An 18,404-nucleotide genomic window follows, 5' to 3' on the forward strand; every position below is an offset into this window, starting at 1 on the left:
CCGATAATCATACATTTTACCATACATCAAGGAGGGGTTGCCGTGAGAGTGGTTATCGGCGAAAAGCGGATCGTATTAACAGGAAAGGCTTGGGAAATCCAGGCCCTTTTGAAGAAATACTCAAAGGAACACAAGCTTTTGAAAGATTGGCTTGACTCCTGCACATTGATTGAATAAGCATGCAACAGTTCGTTACAATAGATGCATAACTAGCGAAAGGCGGGATCCATTTGGAAAAACGGAAGCTCGGCAAATCAAATATATGGGTGTCAAAAATGGGTCTGGGCTGCATGTCGCTCGGAACAGACGAAGAAAAAGCCGCCGGGATTATTGAGACAGCGATTGATGAAGGCATCAATTATTTCGATACAGCCGATTTATACGACTATGGCGTCAATGAGGAAATTGTCGGGAAAACGCTCGCGCCCATCCGTGACAAAGTCATCATCGCCACGAAAGTCGGAAATCGCTGGAACGAGCAAAAAGACGGCTGGCGCTGGGATCCGTCAAAGCAGTATATTAAAGAAGCGGTCAAAAGCAGTCTTCGGCGCCTGAAAACAGATTATATCGACCTATATCAGCTCCATGGCGGGACGATAGAAGATCCCATTGATGAAACAATTGAAGCTTTTGAGGAATTAAAAGCCGAAGGACTCATCCGATATTACGGCATCTCTTCCATCCGGCCGAATGTTATCCGGGAGTATGTAAACCGTTCTTCCATCGTAAGCATCATGATGCAATACAGCCTTTTTGACCGCCGTCCGGAAGAAATCATGCCGTTGCTTAAAGGAAATGGTGTCAGCGTTGTCACGAGAGGGTCTGTCGCTAAAGGTTTATTGAGTGACAAAATGCTCGGACTAACAGAAGAGCAATTTGAAGGAAAGAATTATCCCGATTATTCTTCCAGGGAAATTTATGAATTTGTTGAAAGTGCCAAGGCGAAGCTGTTAAATCAATCAGACAGAACACTGAATGAACTGGCGCTGCAATTTAATTTGTCGAACGAAACAGTGGCTGCCGTTGTAGTCGGAGCAAGCAGTATTGAACAAGTAAAGGACAATGCACGGGCTGTGAACAGCCGGCCATTATCAGACGAAGAAAAGGGCATTCTCGCCTTATTAACGAAAAAAGGCCGCTATTCCACTCACCGTTAGATCATTTGCTCGACAATATTCTCTTTATTCGCGGATCGTTCTACAAACTTTTAACCGGACAACCATTCATACTAGTGCAATAGACTCGTGATTACGGGCTATTTTATGATATTTCCGTTTCCCCATCAAAAAACGACTGGATTTAATGTTATTTCACTATTATATTTAACGACATTTTTTTCACGACTGTGACTTTGGAAACATTTATACTTTATGATACGAGCCAAAGGCAAATCTGTTCGAAAGTCAGGGCGCCAAAGTCACAGGTCCGAGATTTTACCCGGTTTAAGCTTGTAAATATGGGGAGGTAACGATGAAAAAGTCTGTCGTAACAAAACCAGAAAAGTTGGATGAAGAATGGGTAGAGCTTATATTACTCGCTTTGAGTGCCGGAATTGATCCACAGGACATAAGAGATTTTTTTCAGAACAAAATGAAAAATACATAAATGGTCGTGGTTTTCTTGCCTGGCATTCCTTGTCATGCCGCTTCGATTGCACTCGTACATCCTTTACGTCACAACGCCTTTGTGATGACAGCTTGCCGATCCGAACCAATCGCCGTCTCCCACCCGATTCATGCGGGATTAAAACGGTCTATTCTTTGATATGTATGATATAATGGGTAAGAGTAGGTGACTGCATATGATTGGCCAAAGAATTAAAGAGTATCGGTTACAAAAGAAAATGTCACTATCTGAATTGGCGGAAAAGGCGGGCATTGCAAAGTCTTACTTAAGCTCAATTGAACGGAGTATCCAATCCAATCCCTCGATACAGATACTGGAAAAAATTTCATCTGTTCTTGATGTTCCGGTTCATATCTTGCTTCACGGGGAGACAAACAATGATCAAGCGGCACTTGATCCCGATTGGGAAGAACTTGTACGGGAAGCAATGGCTTCGGGCATTTCTAAAGCAGAATTCCGGCAGTTTTTGGAATTCAATAAACGGAAGATGAAGAATAAATAAACGCTCAGCGGCTGCTGAGCGTTATTGTTTTAACCATTTCCCGAAAAAAGTTTGCGTATAAGAAGAACCAAGCCATTTCTGCGCCTTTTCGGAAAATCAAAAATTAATAAGCGTCCGTAATCACATCAGGATCGACCGCCAGGTCCGGCTCTGTCGATTCCTTTATATCCTCAACCGAGTATCCCTTGGCTACTTCTTTCAGCACCAGCCCGGATTCCCTCACATCAATCACCGCCCGGTCGGTAATAATCCGATCGACAACCCGCTTGCCTGTTAATGGCAAGGAACATTCGTTTAAAATTTTCGGCTCGCCGTTTTTGTTGACATGGTCCATGATGACGATGATTTTCCCGGCACCATGAACCAAATCCATGGCGCCGCCCATGCCTTTAATCATCTTTCCCGGGATCATCCAGTTGGCCAGGTCGCCATTCTTTGAAACTTCCATTCCGCCCAAAATGGCAATGTCCACATGACCGCCCCGAATCATTGCAAATGACTCGGCACTGTCAAAGTAAGCAGCACCCGGGATGGCTGTCACCGTTTCTTTCCCGGCGTTGATTAAATCAGCATCCACCTCTTCTTCCGCCGGGTAGGGACCGATGCCGAGCAAGCCGTTTTCCGATTGCAAAACGACTTGTTTATCTTCAGATATATAATTGGCGACGAGCGTTGGCATTCCGATACCAAGGTTCACATAAAACCCGCTTTCAATTTCTTTTTCCGCCCTTTTGGCAATCTGCTCGCGAATGGCAGCTTTGCTCATTATGTACTCCTCCTTTTCTTATGATCTGATTGTTCTTCTTTCTATCCGTTTTTCAAGGCGCCCTTGGATAATTCCCTGTACATAAATGCTTGGTGTATGAATGCAGTCCGGATTGAGATCACCCGTTTCAACGAGCGTTTCCACCTCGGCAATCGTCACTTTGCCGGCAGCGGCCATCATCGGATTGAAGTTGCGTGCTGTTTTTCGATAAACAAGATTCCCCATCTTGTCGCCTTTCCAAGCGCTGACAAGACTAAAGTCCGCCGTTAATGCTTCCTCCAACACATATTCCTTCCCGTTAAATTCCCGTACTTCCTTCCCTTCCGCTATCGGGGTTCCGACCCCTGCAGGCGTATAAAAAGCCGGGATGCCGGCACCCCCCGCACGAATCTTTTCCGCGAGCGTTCCCTGCGGTGTCAGCTCTACCTCAATTTCTCCGGATAATACTTGGCGTTCAAACTCTTTGTTTTCTCCTACATAGGAACCAACCATTTTTTTAATTTGTTTATTTTGCAAAAGCAGGCCCAGCCCCCAATCATCGACACCACAGTTATTGGAAATGATCGTTAAATCTTTCACTCCTTTTTCCCCAAGGGCCAAAATCAGATTTTCAGGGATGCCGCAAAGGCCAAACCCTCCAACCATCAATGTTGAACCGTCCGTAATTTCATCTACAGCCTCCCGAAATGATGCAAATATTTTTTTCATGGAATCCCGTCCCCCTTTGTCGGTTATTTTTGTCCTGCCAATTCTACAATGGTCGCCACCCCTTGGCCGCCGCCAATGCATAGAGTGGCCAGCCCTCTTTCGGCTTTCCTTCTTTTCATTTCATAAATCAAAGTTACCAGGATTCTTGCACCGCTCGCCCCGATTGGGTGGCCAAGTGCAATGGCTCCCCCGTTGACATTCAGTATGGAACGGTCGAACCGAAGTTCCCTGTCAACAGCCAGAGACTGGGCAGCAAAAGCCTCATTCGCTTCAATCAATTGCATATCTCCAAGCGTTAATCCCGCTTTTTGCAAAGCTTTTTTCACAGCCGAAACAGGTCCAATCCCCATAATGCTTGGGTCAACGGCCGCATTGGCGTTTGCCTTGATTGTCACAAGCGGCTCTATCCCAAGCTGTTCGGCTTTTTCCCTGGACATGACTACAACAGAAGCAGCACCATCATTAATTCCGGAGGAGTTCCCGGCCGTAACGCTTCCGCCTTGCTTAAAGGCAGGTTTTAATTTGGCAAGCGTTTCGACGGTTGTTCCTTTTCGCGGATATTCATCCGTATCAAAAACAATTGGCTCCCCTTTTCGTTGTGGAACCATAACGGGGACAATCTCTTCTTTAAACTTCCCCTCCTCAATGGCCCTTACAGCTTTTTCCTGGCTCAAAGCCGCAAATTCATCTTGTTCTTCACGTGTAATTTCATATTGGTCGCATAAATTTTCCGCTGTCACACCCATGTGATAATCATTGAAAACACAGGTTAGGCCATCGCTTATCAAGCTGTCGATCAGCTTTTGATCCCCCATTTTAAATCCGTCTCTTGCGTTTTTTACCAAATAAGGAGCCTGGGACATGTTCTCCATGCCGCCTGCCACGACAATCTCAGCTTCACCGGCTACAATCGCCTGTGCAGCTAAATGGACGGCCTTTAATCCGGATCCGCACACTTTGTTGATCGTCATGGAAGAAACGCTTTCGGGAATACCTGCCTTCATGGCAGCCTGGCGTGCCGGATTTTGTCCCAATCCCGCTTGCAGCACATTTCCCATAATGACTTCATCGACATCCTCCGGCTTTACCCCGGCTCTTTTTAATGCTTCTCGGATCGTTGCCGCTCCCAATTCCGGTGCCGAAACGCTTTTCAGCGTTCCGTTAAAATTTCCGATAGCCGTGCGAACGGCGCCGACAATTACGACTTCCTTGCTGTTCATGTTCAAAGCCTCCCTTTTTAAAAAACGATCTCTACTATTATTACTTTCGTGAAAGAATAAGAAAATCCTCTTTTTATTGGATTCCCACAGAAAAAAATCAACATGTTTCCCGCTTTCATTGCTGCCCTTTATTCCTTATAATAGGAAGAAATGAAACTTTTGTCGCAATGATCCGTATAAGATGACAGATAATAAGCAACAAATGGACAGGAGTCGATTAAATTGAGAGCTTTTTATTCTTTTCTCCTAGGAATGTTTTCAGCCGGGGAAGCTTTTCTGATCTGGCTTATTTTATTTCTCGGCTTGGATATAGCTTTTCTTCCTTCCGCCGGCATTTCCCTTTTGGTTGGCGCCGTGACGTTTTTCGGGATAAAATGGATTTCCGACTACCGATTTTTAAAGAAAAACAAATTAACGAGAAAAGAATACGCCTATATCCAGAAAAATCTGCTTGAGGCGAAAAGAAAGGTTGGCCGTTTGCAAAAAGCTTTTTTCAGCGTAAGAACATTGGGCGCTTTTAAACAGTTGTATGAATTGAGCAAGCTGGTTAGACGAATGTATACGATTGTCCATAAAGATCCCCGCAGATTTTATCAATCGGAAAGATTCTTTTTTTACCATCTCGATTCTGTTGTGGAATTATCCGAGCGCTTTGCCCGGCTCGCAGCACAGCCTGTCAAAAACGAACAAATATACCTTTCTTTAAAAGAAACGCAAAGCACGCTGGAAGACTTAAGCGAGTCGATTAAAAAGGATATTTACCACGTTCTTTCTTCGGATGTGGACGATTTGAAATTTGAATTGGATGTAGCGCGCCATTCGTTAAAAAAGCTCGAATACCACCCTTTAGATGATGAAAGGAGCACCAAGCATGAGTGAAGCAAATAAAGAAAATGTATTAAAGGATGATTTTTCAACCGGGCTTGATGATTTACTCGCCAACCCGTTCGGCGAGCAGGAGCTCGCTCTGCAGCCCGGTGTTTCCGAACAGGCTGCCCCGAAGCCCGCAAAGCTGATCGATGCCCTCCCGGAAGAAAGTAAACAAAGGGCCGTGAAATTGGCTGAACAGATTGACCCGACCAACCATCAGGCGATCATTTCCTACGGCACGCAGGCCCAATCCCAATTGTTAAACTTTTCGGGTTCCATGCTGGAGCATGTCCAAAATAAGGATATTGGACCGGTCGGCGATATTTTAAATGATCTGATGGGCAAATTGAAATCGGTCAATCCCGAAGAGCTGGCACCTGAGAAGAAAAACTTTTTCGCAAAAATGTTTGGCAAGATTTCCAATTCGGTTCAAGAAGTAATGTCCAAGTATCAAAAAACCGGGGCGCAAATAGACCGGATTACAATAAAGCTTAACCAGTCCAAAGAGGTGTTGCTCGACGATTTGAAAATGCTTGAGCAACTTTATGAAAAAAACAAAGAATATTTCCATGCGCTGAATATTTTCATTGCTGCCGGCGAATTGAAACTGGAAGAACTCCGGACAAAAACGATCCCCGGTTTGCAGAAAAAAGCCGAAGCATCCGGGGACCAAATGGCCTATCAGGACGTGAACGACATGATCCAATTCGCCGACCGCCTTGAAAAAAGGCTGTACGATCTCAAATTGAGCAGGCAAATTACGATACAAAGCGCCCCGCAAATTCGCATGATTCAAAATACAAACCAGGCGCTTGCCGAAAAAATTCAAACTTCCATCATGACGGCCATCCCGCTTTGGAAAAACCAGATCTCGATTGCACTTTCCCTTATTCGTCAACGCCAGGCTGTCGAAGCGCAAAAGCAGGTATCGAAAACGACGAATGATCTGCTATTAAAAAATGCCGAAATGCTGAAATCCAATACAATTGAAACAGCCCGCGAAAACGAACGCGGCCTGGTGGATATCGATACTTTGAAGAAAACCCAGGCAAGCTTGATTTCGACTCTTGAAGAAACGATCAAAATCCAGCAGGAAGGCCGATCGAAACGGGCGCAAGCGGAGCAGGAGCTGCTGACGATGGAAAACGAATTGAAACAAAAACTGCTCAGCCTGCGGTGATTCTAACATGGAAAAACCGGACAATCGCTGTTGTCCGGTTTTGATGCTAAAAGGAGGATGTTATCATTGAATTTTCCAAAAGAAGTAACAATTATTGAAGTCGGCCCCCGTGACGGGCTGCAAAATGAAAAGCAGTTTGTGGAGACGGAGATCAAAAAAGCGTATATCCAAAAGCTGGCCGCAGCCGGAATCAAAGAAATGGAACTGACTTCCTTCGTTTCCCCAAAATGGGTGCCGCAAATGAAGGATGCCGGGGAAATTGTCCGTTCTGCCCCCGAAGGGGTTCGCGGGATGGTACTGGCGCCCAATCGAAAAGGGATTGAGCGGGTGCTCGAAACTTCGTGCAAGTCAATCGCTGTCTTTGTCGGGGTCAGCAACACGTTTAATCAGAAAAATATTAACAAATCGCCCCGGGAAAGCTTGGAAGAATTAAAACCGGCCATTGCGGAACTGAAGGCACAAAACTACTTTGTCAGGGCATGCATTTCCACCGCTTTCTATTGCCCGTATGAAGGAAAAGTACAGGAAGAAGACACGCTTGCACTTTGCCGGGAATTCGTTGAAGCCGGCGTTGATGAACTTAGCGTGGCTGATACAATCGGCATGGCTGCCCCGCACGAATCATACTCCCTTTTTTCCCGGTTAAAAGACGAGTTGCCGGATGTTTTGCTTGCAGCCCATTTTCATGATACAAGAAAAATGGCGCTGGCCAATATATACGCCGCACTGGAAGCCGGAGTAGACCGCTTTGATTCATCAGCCGGAGGGCTTGGCGGCTGTCCGTTCGCACCGGGTGCAACCGGCAATGTGGCAACAGAGGATGTCGTATATATGCTGGACCGAATGGGCATTGAAACGTCCATTAACCTTGACAGGCTCGTGGATGCGATCGATACGATTGCCCCCGCAGTCTCAAGAGAAATCAGCACGGGCTATTATTCACTTTCCAAACAAGGTTAAATTTCAGTCCAACAGGCTCATTCTGCCATTCAATATTTCATTTGGGCTTGTGAGCTGGAACGTATGGCTGTCATCCGAAAAATCGATTTCCAGCTCCGAGTCCAAATAAACAAGTTTTGACTTTTCAATCAAGAGCGGCATTTTATTCGTTTCAATGACCAATTCATCATTGGCCGCTTTCTGGGTTTTTTCAAATTTGAGCGTAGGAATGCCGCTCACGGCACAGCCGTCCGTTTCATAAATTAATTTTAACGCCAAATCCCTGTCTCCGAGTTTTTCCTTGATTTTTTCTGCCGCTTTTTCAGTTATTGAAACCGTTACCATATTTACCCCGCCTTTCACAAGGAAAAGAGTTGGATGAACAAAAATACGAGAAGCACATATTAGTATATGAATATTTGCTTCCCGTTATGCTGCCAGTATTTAATTTGCAAAAGGCTTTGTTTTTTCTCCGTCGATTTGCAATATCCAAGTTCCTTTTTTCGGAAACTCCAGTTTTCCTTCGTAAAAATAAATTGGCTCATTCGTTACGGCATCCATTGCCTCTCCGTTTTGAACAAACACGGCTTCATCTGCCAGATTTCCGGAATCATCCAACAACTGTATGCTTATTTTCTCTTTATTCTCTCCAGTTCCTTCAATCGCCATTTTGCTTTTACTGCCCATTTGTATTTCTTTCGGAGATTCGACCAGTGTAAAGTGCTCTGTTGCAGGAAACGGGGGCAGGACTTCCAAAGTAAACTCCCCAAACGGTTCTTTATCTACCAAAAAGGACAGTTTCCATGTTCCCTCCGTCGGAAATGGCTGAAATGTTGTCAAGACATGGCCATCTTCCCCGTATAGGCTTCCTCCAATTTCCGCTCTTGTCAATATTATTTCTTGTTGACCGTTGGTGGCTGTCACTTCAACCTGTTTGCCCAGCAGTTCAGCCTGATCGTCCCAGAAGAATAACATCAGCTTGGCAACCCTTCTTTTATCTTTTGCAACAAAATGGTCAAACGTATTCAAAATACCGATTTTTCCTTCAATGCCGATTGCTTCTTGGGGGGGATGTTGTTTTTCATCCGAAAGTACAAACGGCTTTCCTTCCACGGCTCCCATATCAACTTCCTTTGCCGTTTCCATTTCCGCCATGTCCCCGCTTTCGTTTATCGCCGTATGGTCGCCGCTATGCTGAAATTGGGCCAAGGCAAGAATAATGGTGATGACGATGGCGGATATCAAAACAACCGACCATCCAGGTCTAAATGCCGGCTTCCTGTTATTCCCGCCAACTCGCAAATTTTGTAAGATGGACTGTTTTTGCCCGTCTGATAACGAATATTTAGGAAGGTTCCTTAGTTTCTCTTCGATCAGCTGCTCCTTCAAAGTAAAATCCCTCCTTTTCTAAAATTTCCTTCAATTTTTTTAATGCACGGTGGTATGTCACGTTTACTTTGTTTCCGCTGCACTTTAAAATGTCGCTTGTTTCCTTTGAAGACAATTCCAAAATGCCCCTTAAAATAACGACTTCTTTGTAAAGCGGCGAAAGCTGGCGAATCGCTCGATACAGCTGCTCATGCTCCTGATTTTTCATGACAAGCTTTTCGGAATCTGCAGGGGCCTGCTGCTCGTCGGTCAGATACCGCTTGATTTTGTTCCACACCTGATTCCTTCGGTATTTATCGATCACCATATTTCGGGCAATGGAGATGAGCCATGTTTTCGGATGGGATTCTCCTTTGAATCCCGGCATTTTTTTCATTGCAATCAGAAACGTCTCCTGGACGTAATCTTCCACATCCCGCGTGCCTGTCAAGTAAATCAAAAAACTTGTAATATCCCTTTCATACAGTTCAAACCACTGCTCTATGCAATCCTCTTTCACTCCGCCCCCTCCCTTCTATTTATTTGACGGCCGAAAGGCAAAACGATTACAATCTACCCGATAATTTCCATAGTTCGATTTGCTCCATTAAAATCTGTCATACAAAGTTTATCTTCGTTGTTCACGTTACAAGGATTTCATTTAATATTAAACCTACCACATCTAAAAGCGTACTTTATTTGTTTGTCATCTTTTTTCTTTATCCATAATCGCGGCCCATCTTAGCCCGAAATAAAATACAAAAAACTGCAGACAACCTGTTTTTCGGATTGTCTGCAGTATGAAGCATATTTTTTAACTGCTTTTTTCTTTTTGTATCAATATCCCACTATTTTGCGAGGCGTTTATAAATAAATACGAACAAGATGACAATAAGGGAACAGCCAAAGATCCCGGCAGCCAGCATCCCAAGCCCAATGCCATACCAAGGGTCCACCGTTGCGGCTACTGCAAAACTCGCTATACATGTAATGACGGCAATCGAAAAACTTACGATGGCAGGCAGATAGGCTCTGCCCGGATGATGAAGATGGAGGTACACACTTAATAAACACATCAGTAACATATACAAGATCGCAAGAGTGAAGCTGTTTACCGCCCGATCAAGCATTTGTATAAATCGGGGGCCGCCTGCTGATTGAGGTGCGTCCAGTTTGACTGCTTCGATGTTGTGCGTCGTTATATCGATTGTCTTCAACCGGTACACGGCCGGGTCCTTTGGCCAGTTTGTGTTTTCCAGAAAAGCAATTTTATTTTCCTTATGGAAAAATGCCGGAGATGTTACCGCTTTTTTCAAGTCCGTCAATCTCTCCACATTCTTCGTTTCCAAGTCTAGTAAAAACAAGTCATATTTAAAAGTAGAACTTTCTTGAGATTCCTTGGAAACATCCGTAAATGCCAAATGCTGTCCGTCTGGCGACAATTGCGGTTCATAAAATGATGGTGCATTTTCCTCTTTAGGAAGAATGGACAGTTCTGCATTTCCTTTGCCGCCTTCGAGTGAGTATGAATAGAGACGTTCTTTCTCCCCGTCAAATTCACTATAATAAATCGTTTTTCCATCAGGGGAAAGCGATAGGTGATTCATTGAAAAGTGATCGGCATCCGTTAATTTCCTCATCTTGCGTCCATTTGACCCGATCGAAAACAAATCAAACCCTTCCCTCGATTCCTCTCCCTTTTTGAATTCATCCGCTTCTACGGCAACAAAATAAATTGTTTGTCCGTTTTGCGAAAAAATAGCGTCTGCGACATGAATCTTATCATCAGTCAATTGCCTTTCTTCACTTCCGTCTTGATTGATCACCCGAAGGGTTTGAATCCCTTCCGGATCTTCGCTTAAATAAACAAGCTTTTTGCCATCAGGTGAATACTTCGGAGCGTGATCCCGCCGGTTCTTTGAATCGCTTATTTTTTTTGCATGATTGCCATCACGATTCGCTGTATAAATTGATTCCTTACCATCTGCGTAATAAGAAAAAGCAATTTTTGAATCATCCGGGGCTACACTTATTTTTTCTCCGAGTCCAGTAAAATGTCGATACGGATCATCATCCCTTAAAATGGCGTAAAGTAATGTGCCGGCAAATAACATAAAAATCACGCCAATGGTTACTAAAAAAGTGCGTTTTCGTTTCATGAATGATTCCTTCCTTTTCATATAGAACAATACCGGAAAGTATTACATTTATTTGGTCAACAATCGAACAGCAGCCTTTATTTCGTTCCTCGTCCCAATCAGCGGAGCATTTCAATTATCAACCATCACTAAAATACTTTCCTGTTTTTAATGGCTTCGAGATCTTTTGCAATTTGAACGATTTGCTTTTCCAGCCATTTGGATTTTCTAAAGCTTAGCAAGTATAGTACCTTATATAAATAAAGGTCAAATTTAGAGGTACCGATTCCATCTTGATTAGCAATTATTTTCATGGTTCACCCTCCGGAGAGAAAAAGTTATTTCATTTTACATGATTTCAGTATAAAAGATATTGGTTCATTTAATTGGGTTTTAACTCGAACGATTCTTTTTTGTCGTCCCATCTGATGGTCACTTTAATGGCTGTATCTTCCCGTGTTACGGAACATCCTGAACAGGATGTTGACATGGCGATGGTTGGCCCCTTAACATTTTCTTCCCGCAGATCTGTTTCCCCATTCAACTTCTATAAAATCAAATGATTGATCTCTTGTGGCATGCTTGCAGCCAAAGACATACTTTCCCTCTTCCGTTGTACCATTATCAGAAATATATGCAGTGTATTCCCCTTTCCAATTGTCGCTTTCTCCTGAAAAAGAAATGAATTTGGAATCACATCCTGCAGACAGCCATATAAAACCGAAGCAAAAACAGCCAACGTTTTTTCTTAACAGCCTCCCATTTAGCTTTGTTCTTTACTTATTCAAGATTTGGAGGCATTATCCTTCTTAATAATGTACTTCCCAATAAATCAATCTAAGCTCATAATCACCTCACACCCGATTGGCTTCTCCCGGTGCGGTCCCTCATATTCCCTGAATGCCAGTATAGATGCACCCTTCCTTTACAACGGGTTTTGTGTTTTTGGAACCCAACCGGTTCCATCCAAGGGCAAAAATGCTCTTCCTCCCTTAATAGTCCATTGAAGAAATCTTCATACAGCCCATACTTTTTTGTATATATTTGGTTTCCGGAAATCCAGGATTATTATCTGATATTTCCTTCCGCGCTTGATTAACTTGCAAATGCGTTCCTCATAAAGGTTAGTGGGACGTTGAAATGGCGATCGTTTGATCATATTTTCTTCCTGAAAGCCTCTGTTTTTTCCATTTTACCCGATGATTCCTATATGTTCGATTTGTTCTATTGAAATGTGATGCACACGGCCGGATCTGGCAACGATCCGGAATTCTTTTTTCATAGGATCAAAACAATGGATCCTTCCGGAGAGCTGTTGCGTATGATGGTGGGAAAAATATGTAATATTGACCTCTTTTCCCAATTTCATCGCTTCTTCTGCCACCTCATTCAGCTGTTCCAGTTTCTGTTCATCCAGTTCTTTTTTCTCGTCCCACGTATCTTCTTGGGCCCATTCCCGGAGCATTTTGACGTGCTCCGGGAGCATGAGCGAGTTCCATTTGATGTTTCCGCGGTCCCGAATCATTTTCCTGCCCCTCTCTGTCACTTATGCTTTATGGCCCCCGACAAGGCCTGCCCTTTTCCTGGCTGTTCCCGCTTCGGTATAGGAAACAGCGCGAAGCAGGGACGCTGCTCCATGCCGGCGGCGAATGCGATCGATCACATATCCAAGCTCCCTTTCCCGAACTTGATTTGGCTTAAATAAACTGAGCTGGAATGTGCCATCATCCACAATATTGGAAAGCGTAATCGAAATTTGCCGCACCGTTTTTCCGGTATAATGGGCTTCGAACAACTCAAGACACACCCTATAAACATCCATTGTGACGTTCGTCGGCTCTTCAATCGTTTTTGAGCGAGAGAACCCTCCCCCAAACTCTTTTTCGCTGTAGCCGATGCCAAGGCTGACCGTTCTTCCGGCCTTTTTACTTTCACGGGCCCGCCGGGCCACTTCTTCGCACATTTCCAGAATGACCGCTGTAATCTCATCCTTTTTCTTATAATCCCGGAGCAGAATCTGGCTTTTTCCAAAACTGATCTGGCCGCCCATAATCGGAGCGCCGAGCTCTGACAAATCAACGCCCCAGGCATGATAATAGAGCTGGTTCCCCATAATGCCGAACTTTTTTTCAAGCATGGCCCGGTCATAGGCGGCAAGCTGGCCGACACTGAAAATTCCCATTCCGTTCAGCGTTCTCTCCATCCTCCTGCCGATTCCCCACATTTTTTGGAGGGGAGACACCGGCCATAGCTTTTTCGGAACGTCTTCATATGTCCACTTTGTAATACCCGTTTTTTTCGCTTCCAAATCAAGGCAAAGCTTGGATAAAAGCATATTCGGCCCAATGCCGATTGAGCAGGTCAGCTGAAATTCCCGGAACATTTCATCGCGAATTTTTTCAGCAACAGTCCGGGGCTCTCCCCATAGCTGTTCCGTTCCATCCAGTTTGAGAAAACTTTCATCCACACTATATACATGAATCGCTTCTTTTGGGACGTAGCGATTCAACAACCGGGCAATTTCCGTTGAGATCCGCAAAAAAAGCGTCATTTGTGCTTCAACCAGTTGAATTCGTTTATCATCCGGAATTTCAAATAAACGGGAACCCGTTTGAATGCCATAGTCTTTTTTCAATCGGGGAGAAGCCGCCAATACAACACTTCCGGGCTGCTGCAAATTCCCGACAACCGCCAGATGGCATTCAAGCGGGTCAAGACCAAGCATCACCGCTGCACAGCTTGCATAAAAGCTTTTCATATCAATGCACAATATGCTGTGATCCGGCAGCATCCCATAGTCAATTCCCATTTTTTCATCCTCCCAGGAAACAGAACATCAGTTCTATTATACACATCATTGTAGACCAATAGACCTATTTCTTCAATGGAATCTTTTGTTAACAAAAAACCCCTCCATCGTTCAAATGATGGAGGGGCAAGAAATAAGGAAGCAGCTCTAGTTTCAAAGAGCTTTCTGATTTATTATGCCGGAAAATTAATCACCCGAAGGATTTGAATCCCTTCCGGACTCACCATGCAAAACTGGCCCTAAAAAGATTGAGGCAAAACGCAAATTTTTGCCAAATGGACCGGAAATGGTCAAGATATACAGTATCAAATGGCAGGCGCATTAAATCTGTAAATCATCCCCCGCCTTTTGAATCCAATAAATATAATTTTAAGAAATTTCTGGCAAATCAACAGAGAAGCCCGGCAAGACTTTCGAGGTAATGGTGCCGACCGCTGTTTTTATATCATGCTGTTCATACAATTTTTCTTGGTTTAGGGAATAAACAGTCACGGAATGGAGCATTGGGTTTATAATCCAATATTCTTTGACACCAGCATTCATATATACATTTAATTTTGTAATCAGATCATGGGATTGATTCGATGGGCTAAGGATTTCCCCAATTAGGGCAGGTACACCAACATAACCCGATTCTGTCCAACCACTTTTATCACGGATGACACTTAGATCCGGAATGACAATTTTTGGCTCTTCCGTGTTTTCAATTTTCAATTCAATATCGAATGGAGCATGAAAGACTTCACAAGGTTTCCCGCTTAAAAATTGGTCGAATCGAATAAGAAGTTTTCTCGAGATTCGTTGATGGACGGTTGATGGTGAAGGAGCCATATAGACCATGCCATCGATATATTCCAATAATTCCTCAGACTTCTCCCGTAATACGAAATAATCATGAATGGACATTGGGCTATTTTGGTACAGATGAGTCATCTTAACGCTCTCCCCCTTCCAAAAAGCTCTAAAACTGACTTTTCCGCTTCTTCAACCGGGAGTCCAATCATATGGTCAATCATTACTCATCGTGAGGCAAAAGTAATTTTAATAACGGTGTAATGCCGTATCCCTTATTCTTGATTTTAACACATATAATCAGGCAAGAATAGCAAGCGAAAATGGGTATATATAAGCCCATACTGCCCTTTCTTGCCCCAATGGACGGGCGTATAGGCCGGCGCGTAAGCTCTCAAAATGAATTATTTTTTAAAAAACGCCCTCTTTCCGAGCCGTTCCACAAGCCCGGGAAACAAGGTGTAAGCAATGCTGCCGGCGTTCATCCAGACAGGCAAGTTGATTTCCCTTTGCCGCGTCATCATGGCATCCACAATTTTTTGCGCCACTTTATCCGCCCGCAGAATAAAACGCCCCACGTTTTTTACATAGGAGCCGCTGGGATCGGCAATGTCAAAGAAGTTGGTTGCCATCGGGCCCGGGTTGACAGCGGTGACAAAGACGCCAAAGTCGGAAAGTTCCATCCGCAAGCTGTTTGTATAGCCAAGCACGGCGTGTTTCGTTGCCGCATACACGCTTGATTTTGGAGTGGCGATTTTGCCGGCCTGGGAAGAAATGTTGATAATATGGCCGGATCTTCGCTCCTTCATCGATGGAATGACTTCCTTCGTACAGGCAATCAGCCCGACAACGTTGACGGCAAACATGCCCTGCAGGTCTGCCAGGGCCACGTCTCCTGCTTCGGCAAACACGCCGTAGCCCGCGTTGTTGACGAGAACGTCAATCGCCCCGGTTTGTTTCAGGATGCTTTGAAAAACAGGGGCGATGTCTTCATGGCGGGAAAGGTCCAATACAACAGGCAAGCAGGCGGATTGGTGTTGGGCATGTATTTGCCCGGTGATTTGCTCAAGCTTTTCCTTATTGCGGGCAAGCAAAACGAGCCGGGCACCGCTTGCCGCGCATAAATGGGCCATTCTTTCGCCAAGCCCGCCGGTTGCTCCAGTAATGACAACCGTTTTTCCTTTTAAACGTTCATTCATCACCGTCTGTCCACCTCTTTTTTGGAAGCTGCTCAACGCGCGGAAAAATAAGCCGCACCATTTTCCTCGACGCGTTTGTTGATGGCATCAACAGACAACAAATAATCGAGCTGGGCTGTCGTTTCGGATAAGGTCAGTCCAAGCTGTTTTTCGTAGACTGCCGGAAAAAGTATTTTTGTCAACTGAAACGTGGTTAATGGCTTTTCCTCCAATATTTCCTTGACCTGCATTGCCCGTTCATGTTGTCTAAGCAGGCGCCGCTCAATGAGCTCATGCGTCTTTTTCACTTCCGGTCCGTGCCCCGTAAATGCAATCCGAATGTCAACATCCAACAATTTGCGGAGCGAATCGTTATATTGCAGCTGCGGCTTCGGCCTCTCGTCCGAAGGAATAAGCGGCGGTTCCAAAAGCGGATTGGAAGAAATCGCAGCCAGCACATGATCTCCGGCCAACAGCGTGCCGTCTTTCTCCCGGTAAAAAACAAGATGGCTTTGCGCATGTCCGGGTGTTTCCAGCACAACCCAATCTTCAAATCCGGGTATCACATCCCCTTCTTCAATCTCATATGTAAGAGGCCTCTCACATGAAAAGCGCAGGGAAGATTTCATGATGGCCAACAGCTGATTAAAATCGCCTTCAACGGCAAATTCCCTGAACAGCCGTTTATAAAAATCGTCATAGGCCGAAAAAAAGGATTGATCTTTTTCAATCCAGGGACGAACATATTTGTGGCCATAAACCGGAAGATCTTTCGGCAGCCACTCCAGCAATCCGACATGATCCGGATGGTGGTGGGTCAATATGACCTGTTCGATATCTTCAGGCCTCATTCCCAATTCTTGCAATTGAACCAAAAAGGCATTCCAGGCCTCTTCAGTTTTAACCCCTCCGTCTACGAGCGTCAGGGCTTCTCCTTTTACTATATAAACATTGACATCCCCAACGGCAAAGGGCGTCGGCAATACGAGTTTCATGATATCTCCGTGTTCCATCGCAAATCCCCCGACTTTATTTTTTGATACAGCATAAACAAACAAGTATAGTGTAGCGATTTTTTCATGCAAAGTCATGTAATTTGAACATTTTCCTGATATTCACTTGACAACGGCCGGATCTGTCGAGCATAATCATATATAAAATGGCGATGACCGGGATCAGTAAACAAGCAAATGGTGCAAGAGATTGGAGTCCGCCGGCTGAAAGGCTCCATCACCCGCTTTCTTGTTGAACCTGCCCAGCGAGCTGTCAGCAAAACTGACCGCATCCCTGCGTTACGGGGTTTGAGATAGTTGTGTTGGGCAACTAATTAAAGGTGGTACCGCGGAAGTCAACCCTTTCGTCCTTTTACGGATGAAGGGGTTTTTTGTTTAGTCAATTTCTGGAGGGATAACATATGAACATTTCATTTATCGGAGCCGGCTCCATGGCGGAGGCGATCATTGCCGGGATCATCGAAAAAAAGATAGCCGATCGAAAAAATATTTTGGTGACAAACCGTGAAGACCAAACCAAGTTAACCAATCTGGAAAGGAAGTATGGCATTCAACCGACGTATCGGATGGAAGAATTAATGAAGGATGCCGATATGGTTATCCTTGCGGTAAAGCCGAAAGATGCCGGTGCCGCGCTTGGAAAAATGGCGCCGCATATAAGAGAGCATACATTTTTGATCTCTGTCATGGCCGGCATCTCGCTTTCCTATTTACAAAGCCGCCTGAATGTGCGCCTGCCAATAGCACGGGCCATGCCGAACACTTCCGCATGCGTCGGAAAATCGGCGACAGCCATTACGTTTAATGACTCGGTATCCGAACAGCAAAAGCGGCTGGCGGCGACTGTTTTTTCTTCCGTCGGGATGACAACGATCGTAGAAGAAGATCAATTGGATGCCATAACGGCCCTTTCGGGAAGCGGACCTGCTTACATTTACTATGTCGTGGAGGCAATGGAGAAATCTGCCGGGGAAATCGGGCTCGATGCGGACACGGCGAAAAAAATGATTTTGCAAACACTCGCAGGAGCTGCAGAGATGCTCCTTGCATCCGGAAAAGAAGCAGCGGAGCTCAGGCGGGATGTCACTAGCCCCGGCGGCACAACCGAAGCGGGCCTCGAAGTTTTGAAAAAAGCAAATGTGCAAGCCGCATTTATTCAATGCGTGAAAGCGGCGATGGAACAATCAAAAAAATTAGGCAGCATGCATGAATCCAAACAGATCGTTTAAACTCCTTTATCGTTGTTTGCTATAATGGGTAATGGCGTATGATAAGTGATGAAGGGGGTTTATATG

General features: G+C 44.8%; 21 protein-coding genes. 8 read left to right on the plus strand and 13 right to left on the minus strand.

Features of this window, described 5'->3' with window-relative positions; translation table 11 throughout:
- Positions 1-42 precede the first annotated feature (42 nt).
- The 4 genes from mciZ (at position 43) to AB1L08_RS03010 (ending at position 2,128) form a co-directional block, all read left to right on the plus strand.
- A complete protein-coding gene (gene mciZ / locus AB1L08_RS02995; protein WP_413063192.1) occupies positions 43-177 on the plus strand; it encodes a Z-ring formation inhibitor MciZ in 135 nt (44 codons plus the stop codon).
- A 53-nt stretch (positions 178-230) separates the two neighbouring features.
- Positions 231-1,157 carry an aldo/keto reductase gene (locus AB1L08_RS03000; protein WP_413063193.1) on the plus strand — a complete coding sequence of 309 codons (927 nt, stop codon included), beginning with the start codon at positions 231-233 and terminating at the stop codon, positions 1,155-1,157.
- Positions 1,158-1,470: 313 nt separating this feature from the next.
- A complete protein-coding gene (locus AB1L08_RS03005) occupies positions 1,471-1,605 on the plus strand; it encodes an anti-repressor SinI family protein (RefSeq protein ID WP_413063194.1) in 135 nt (44 codons plus the stop codon).
- 196 nt (positions 1,606-1,801) lie between these two features.
- On the plus strand, positions 1,802-2,128 hold the full coding sequence (locus AB1L08_RS03010) for a helix-turn-helix domain-containing protein (RefSeq protein ID WP_413063195.1): 327 nt from the start codon (positions 1,802-1,804) through the stop codon (positions 2,126-2,128).
- A 103-nt stretch (positions 2,129-2,231) separates the two neighbouring features.
- On the opposite strand, the gene AB1L08_RS03015 is transcribed toward AB1L08_RS03010, so the two are convergent.
- From AB1L08_RS03015 to AB1L08_RS03025, 3 genes are read right to left on the minus strand one after another with little or no spacing between them, the layout of a single operon-like run.
- Complete coding sequence (locus AB1L08_RS03015) at positions 2,232-2,894, minus strand: CoA transferase subunit B (RefSeq protein ID WP_413063196.1); 663 nt, start codon at positions 2,892-2,894, stop codon at positions 2,232-2,234.
- Between the two features lie 18 nt (positions 2,895-2,912).
- Complete coding sequence (locus AB1L08_RS03020; RefSeq protein ID WP_413063197.1) at positions 2,913-3,602, minus strand: CoA transferase subunit A; 690 nt, start codon at positions 3,600-3,602, stop codon at positions 2,913-2,915.
- Between the two features lie 23 nt (positions 3,603-3,625).
- Positions 3,626-4,822: an acetyl-CoA C-acetyltransferase gene (locus AB1L08_RS03025; protein ID WP_413063198.1), complete on the minus strand. Its 1,197-nt coding sequence runs from the start codon at positions 4,820-4,822 to the stop codon at positions 3,626-3,628.
- 222 nt (positions 4,823-5,044) lie between these two features.
- Between AB1L08_RS03025 and AB1L08_RS03030 the strand changes: the two genes are divergently transcribed.
- From AB1L08_RS03030 to AB1L08_RS03040, 3 genes are read left to right on the plus strand one after another with little or no spacing between them, the layout of a single operon-like run.
- Positions 5,045-5,701, plus strand: a complete 657-nt coding sequence (locus AB1L08_RS03030) for a 5-bromo-4-chloroindolyl phosphate hydrolysis family protein (RefSeq protein WP_413063199.1) — start codon at positions 5,045-5,047, stop codon at positions 5,699-5,701.
- A complete protein-coding gene (locus AB1L08_RS03035; protein WP_413063200.1) occupies positions 5,673-6,872 on the plus strand; it encodes a toxic anion resistance protein in 1,200 nt (399 codons plus the stop codon). Before AB1L08_RS03030 ends, AB1L08_RS03035 begins: the two co-directional genes overlap by 29 nt.
- 57 nt (positions 6,873-6,929) lie before the next feature.
- Complete coding sequence (locus AB1L08_RS03040) at positions 6,930-7,832, plus strand: hydroxymethylglutaryl-CoA lyase (protein WP_413063201.1); 903 nt, start codon at positions 6,930-6,932, stop codon at positions 7,830-7,832.
- A gap of 3 nt (positions 7,833-7,835) precedes the next feature.
- Here AB1L08_RS03040 and AB1L08_RS03045 read toward each other — a convergent pair whose 3' ends face one another.
- From AB1L08_RS03045 to AB1L08_RS03090, 10 genes are all read right to left on the minus strand, one after another.
- A complete protein-coding gene (locus AB1L08_RS03045; RefSeq protein ID WP_413063202.1) occupies positions 7,836-8,156 on the minus strand; it encodes an iron-sulfur cluster biosynthesis family protein in 321 nt (106 codons plus the stop codon).
- 99 nt (positions 8,157-8,255) lie between these two features.
- Positions 8,256-9,200, minus strand: a complete 945-nt coding sequence (locus AB1L08_RS03050) for a hypothetical protein (RefSeq protein WP_413063203.1) — start codon at positions 9,198-9,200, stop codon at positions 8,256-8,258.
- Positions 9,157-9,699: an RNA polymerase sigma factor gene (locus AB1L08_RS03055; RefSeq protein WP_413063204.1), complete on the minus strand. Its 543-nt coding sequence runs from the start codon at positions 9,697-9,699 to the stop codon at positions 9,157-9,159. The genes AB1L08_RS03050 and AB1L08_RS03055 overlap by 44 nt, the downstream gene beginning before the upstream one ends.
- Before the next feature lie 328 nt (positions 9,700-10,027).
- A complete protein-coding gene (locus AB1L08_RS03060; protein ID WP_413063205.1) occupies positions 10,028-11,338 on the minus strand; it encodes a TolB family protein in 1,311 nt (436 codons plus the stop codon).
- A 128-nt stretch (positions 11,339-11,466) separates the two neighbouring features.
- Complete coding sequence (locus AB1L08_RS03065; protein WP_413063206.1) at positions 11,467-11,631, minus strand: hypothetical protein; 165 nt, start codon at positions 11,629-11,631, stop codon at positions 11,467-11,469.
- Positions 11,632-12,509: 878 nt separating this feature from the next.
- Positions 12,510-12,842 carry a YolD-like family protein gene (locus tag AB1L08_RS03070; protein WP_413063207.1) on the minus strand — a complete coding sequence of 111 codons (333 nt, stop codon included), beginning with the start codon at positions 12,840-12,842 and terminating at the stop codon, positions 12,510-12,512.
- Positions 12,843-12,863: 21 nt separating this feature from the next.
- The gene (locus tag AB1L08_RS03075) at positions 12,864-14,126 is read right to left on the minus strand and encodes a Y-family DNA polymerase (protein ID WP_413063208.1); all 1,263 of its coding nucleotides are present in this window, start codon (positions 14,124-14,126) and stop codon (positions 12,864-12,866) included.
- 369 nt (positions 14,127-14,495) lie between these two features.
- The gene (locus AB1L08_RS03080; protein ID WP_413063209.1) at positions 14,496-15,059 is read right to left on the minus strand and encodes a Uma2 family endonuclease; all 564 of its coding nucleotides are present in this window, start codon (positions 15,057-15,059) and stop codon (positions 14,496-14,498) included.
- 263 nt (positions 15,060-15,322) lie between these two features.
- On the minus strand, positions 15,323-16,120 hold the full coding sequence (locus tag AB1L08_RS03085) for an SDR family NAD(P)-dependent oxidoreductase (RefSeq protein ID WP_413063210.1): 798 nt from the start codon (positions 16,118-16,120) through the stop codon (positions 15,323-15,325).
- Positions 16,121-16,149: 29 nt separating this feature from the next.
- The gene (locus AB1L08_RS03090) at positions 16,150-17,109 is read right to left on the minus strand and encodes an MBL fold metallo-hydrolase (protein ID WP_413063211.1); all 960 of its coding nucleotides are present in this window, start codon (positions 17,107-17,109) and stop codon (positions 16,150-16,152) included.
- Between the two features lie 401 nt (positions 17,110-17,510).
- On the opposite strand from AB1L08_RS03090, the gene proC reads away from it, so the two are divergent.
- Complete coding sequence (gene proC, locus AB1L08_RS03095) at positions 17,511-18,338, plus strand: pyrroline-5-carboxylate reductase (RefSeq protein WP_413063212.1); 828 nt, start codon at positions 17,511-17,513, stop codon at positions 18,336-18,338.
- The last annotated feature ends 66 nt before the right edge of the window (positions 18,339-18,404 follow it).

The organism is Siminovitchia jepli (assembly GCF_047228825.1).
Lineage (GTDB): Bacteria > Bacillota > Bacilli > Bacillales > Bacillaceae_C > Siminovitchia.

Coding starts and splice junctions, on each gene's coding strand:
- AB1L08_RS03005 (WP_413063194.1), top strand. CDS start 1,471: ATGAAAAAGTCTGTCGTAACAAAACCAGAAAAGTTGGATGAAGAATGG.
- AB1L08_RS03010 (WP_413063195.1), top strand. CDS start 1,802: ATGATTGGCCAAAGAATTAAAGAGTATCGGTTACAAAAGAAAATGTCA.
- AB1L08_RS03015 (WP_413063196.1), bottom strand. CDS start 2,894: ATGAGCAAAGCTGCCATTCGCGAGCAGATTGCCAAAAGGGCGGAAAAA.
- AB1L08_RS03020 (WP_413063197.1), bottom strand. CDS start 3,602: ATGAAAAAAATATTTGCATCATTTCGGGAGGCTGTAGATGAAATTACG.
- AB1L08_RS03025 (WP_413063198.1), bottom strand. CDS start 4,822: ATGAACAGCAAGGAAGTCGTAATTGTCGGCGCCGTTCGCACGGCTATC.
- AB1L08_RS03035 (WP_413063200.1), top strand. CDS start 5,673: ATGATGAAAGGAGCACCAAGCATGAGTGAAGCAAATAAAGAAAATGTA.
- AB1L08_RS03040 (WP_413063201.1), top strand. CDS start 6,930: ATGTTATCATTGAATTTTCCAAAAGAAGTAACAATTATTGAAGTCGGC.
- AB1L08_RS03045 (WP_413063202.1), bottom strand. CDS start 8,156: ATGGTAACGGTTTCAATAACTGAAAAAGCGGCAGAAAAAATCAAGGAA.
- AB1L08_RS03060 (WP_413063205.1), bottom strand. CDS start 11,338: ATGAAACGAAAACGCACTTTTTTAGTAACCATTGGCGTGATTTTTATG.
- AB1L08_RS03065 (WP_413063206.1), bottom strand. CDS start 11,631: ATGAAAATAATTGCTAATCAAGATGGAATCGGTACCTCTAAATTTGAC.
- AB1L08_RS03070 (WP_413063207.1), bottom strand. CDS start 12,842: ATGATTCGGGACCGCGGAAACATCAAATGGAACTCGCTCATGCTCCCG.
- AB1L08_RS03075 (WP_413063208.1), bottom strand. CDS start 14,126: ATGGGAATTGACTATGGGATGCTGCCGGATCACAGCATATTGTGCATT.
- AB1L08_RS03080 (WP_413063209.1), bottom strand. CDS start 15,059: ATGACTCATCTGTACCAAAATAGCCCAATGTCCATTCATGATTATTTC.
- AB1L08_RS03090 (WP_413063211.1), bottom strand. CDS start 17,109: ATGGAACACGGAGATATCATGAAACTCGTATTGCCGACGCCCTTTGCC.
- proC (WP_413063212.1), top strand. CDS start 17,511: ATGAACATTTCATTTATCGGAGCCGGCTCCATGGCGGAGGCGATCATT.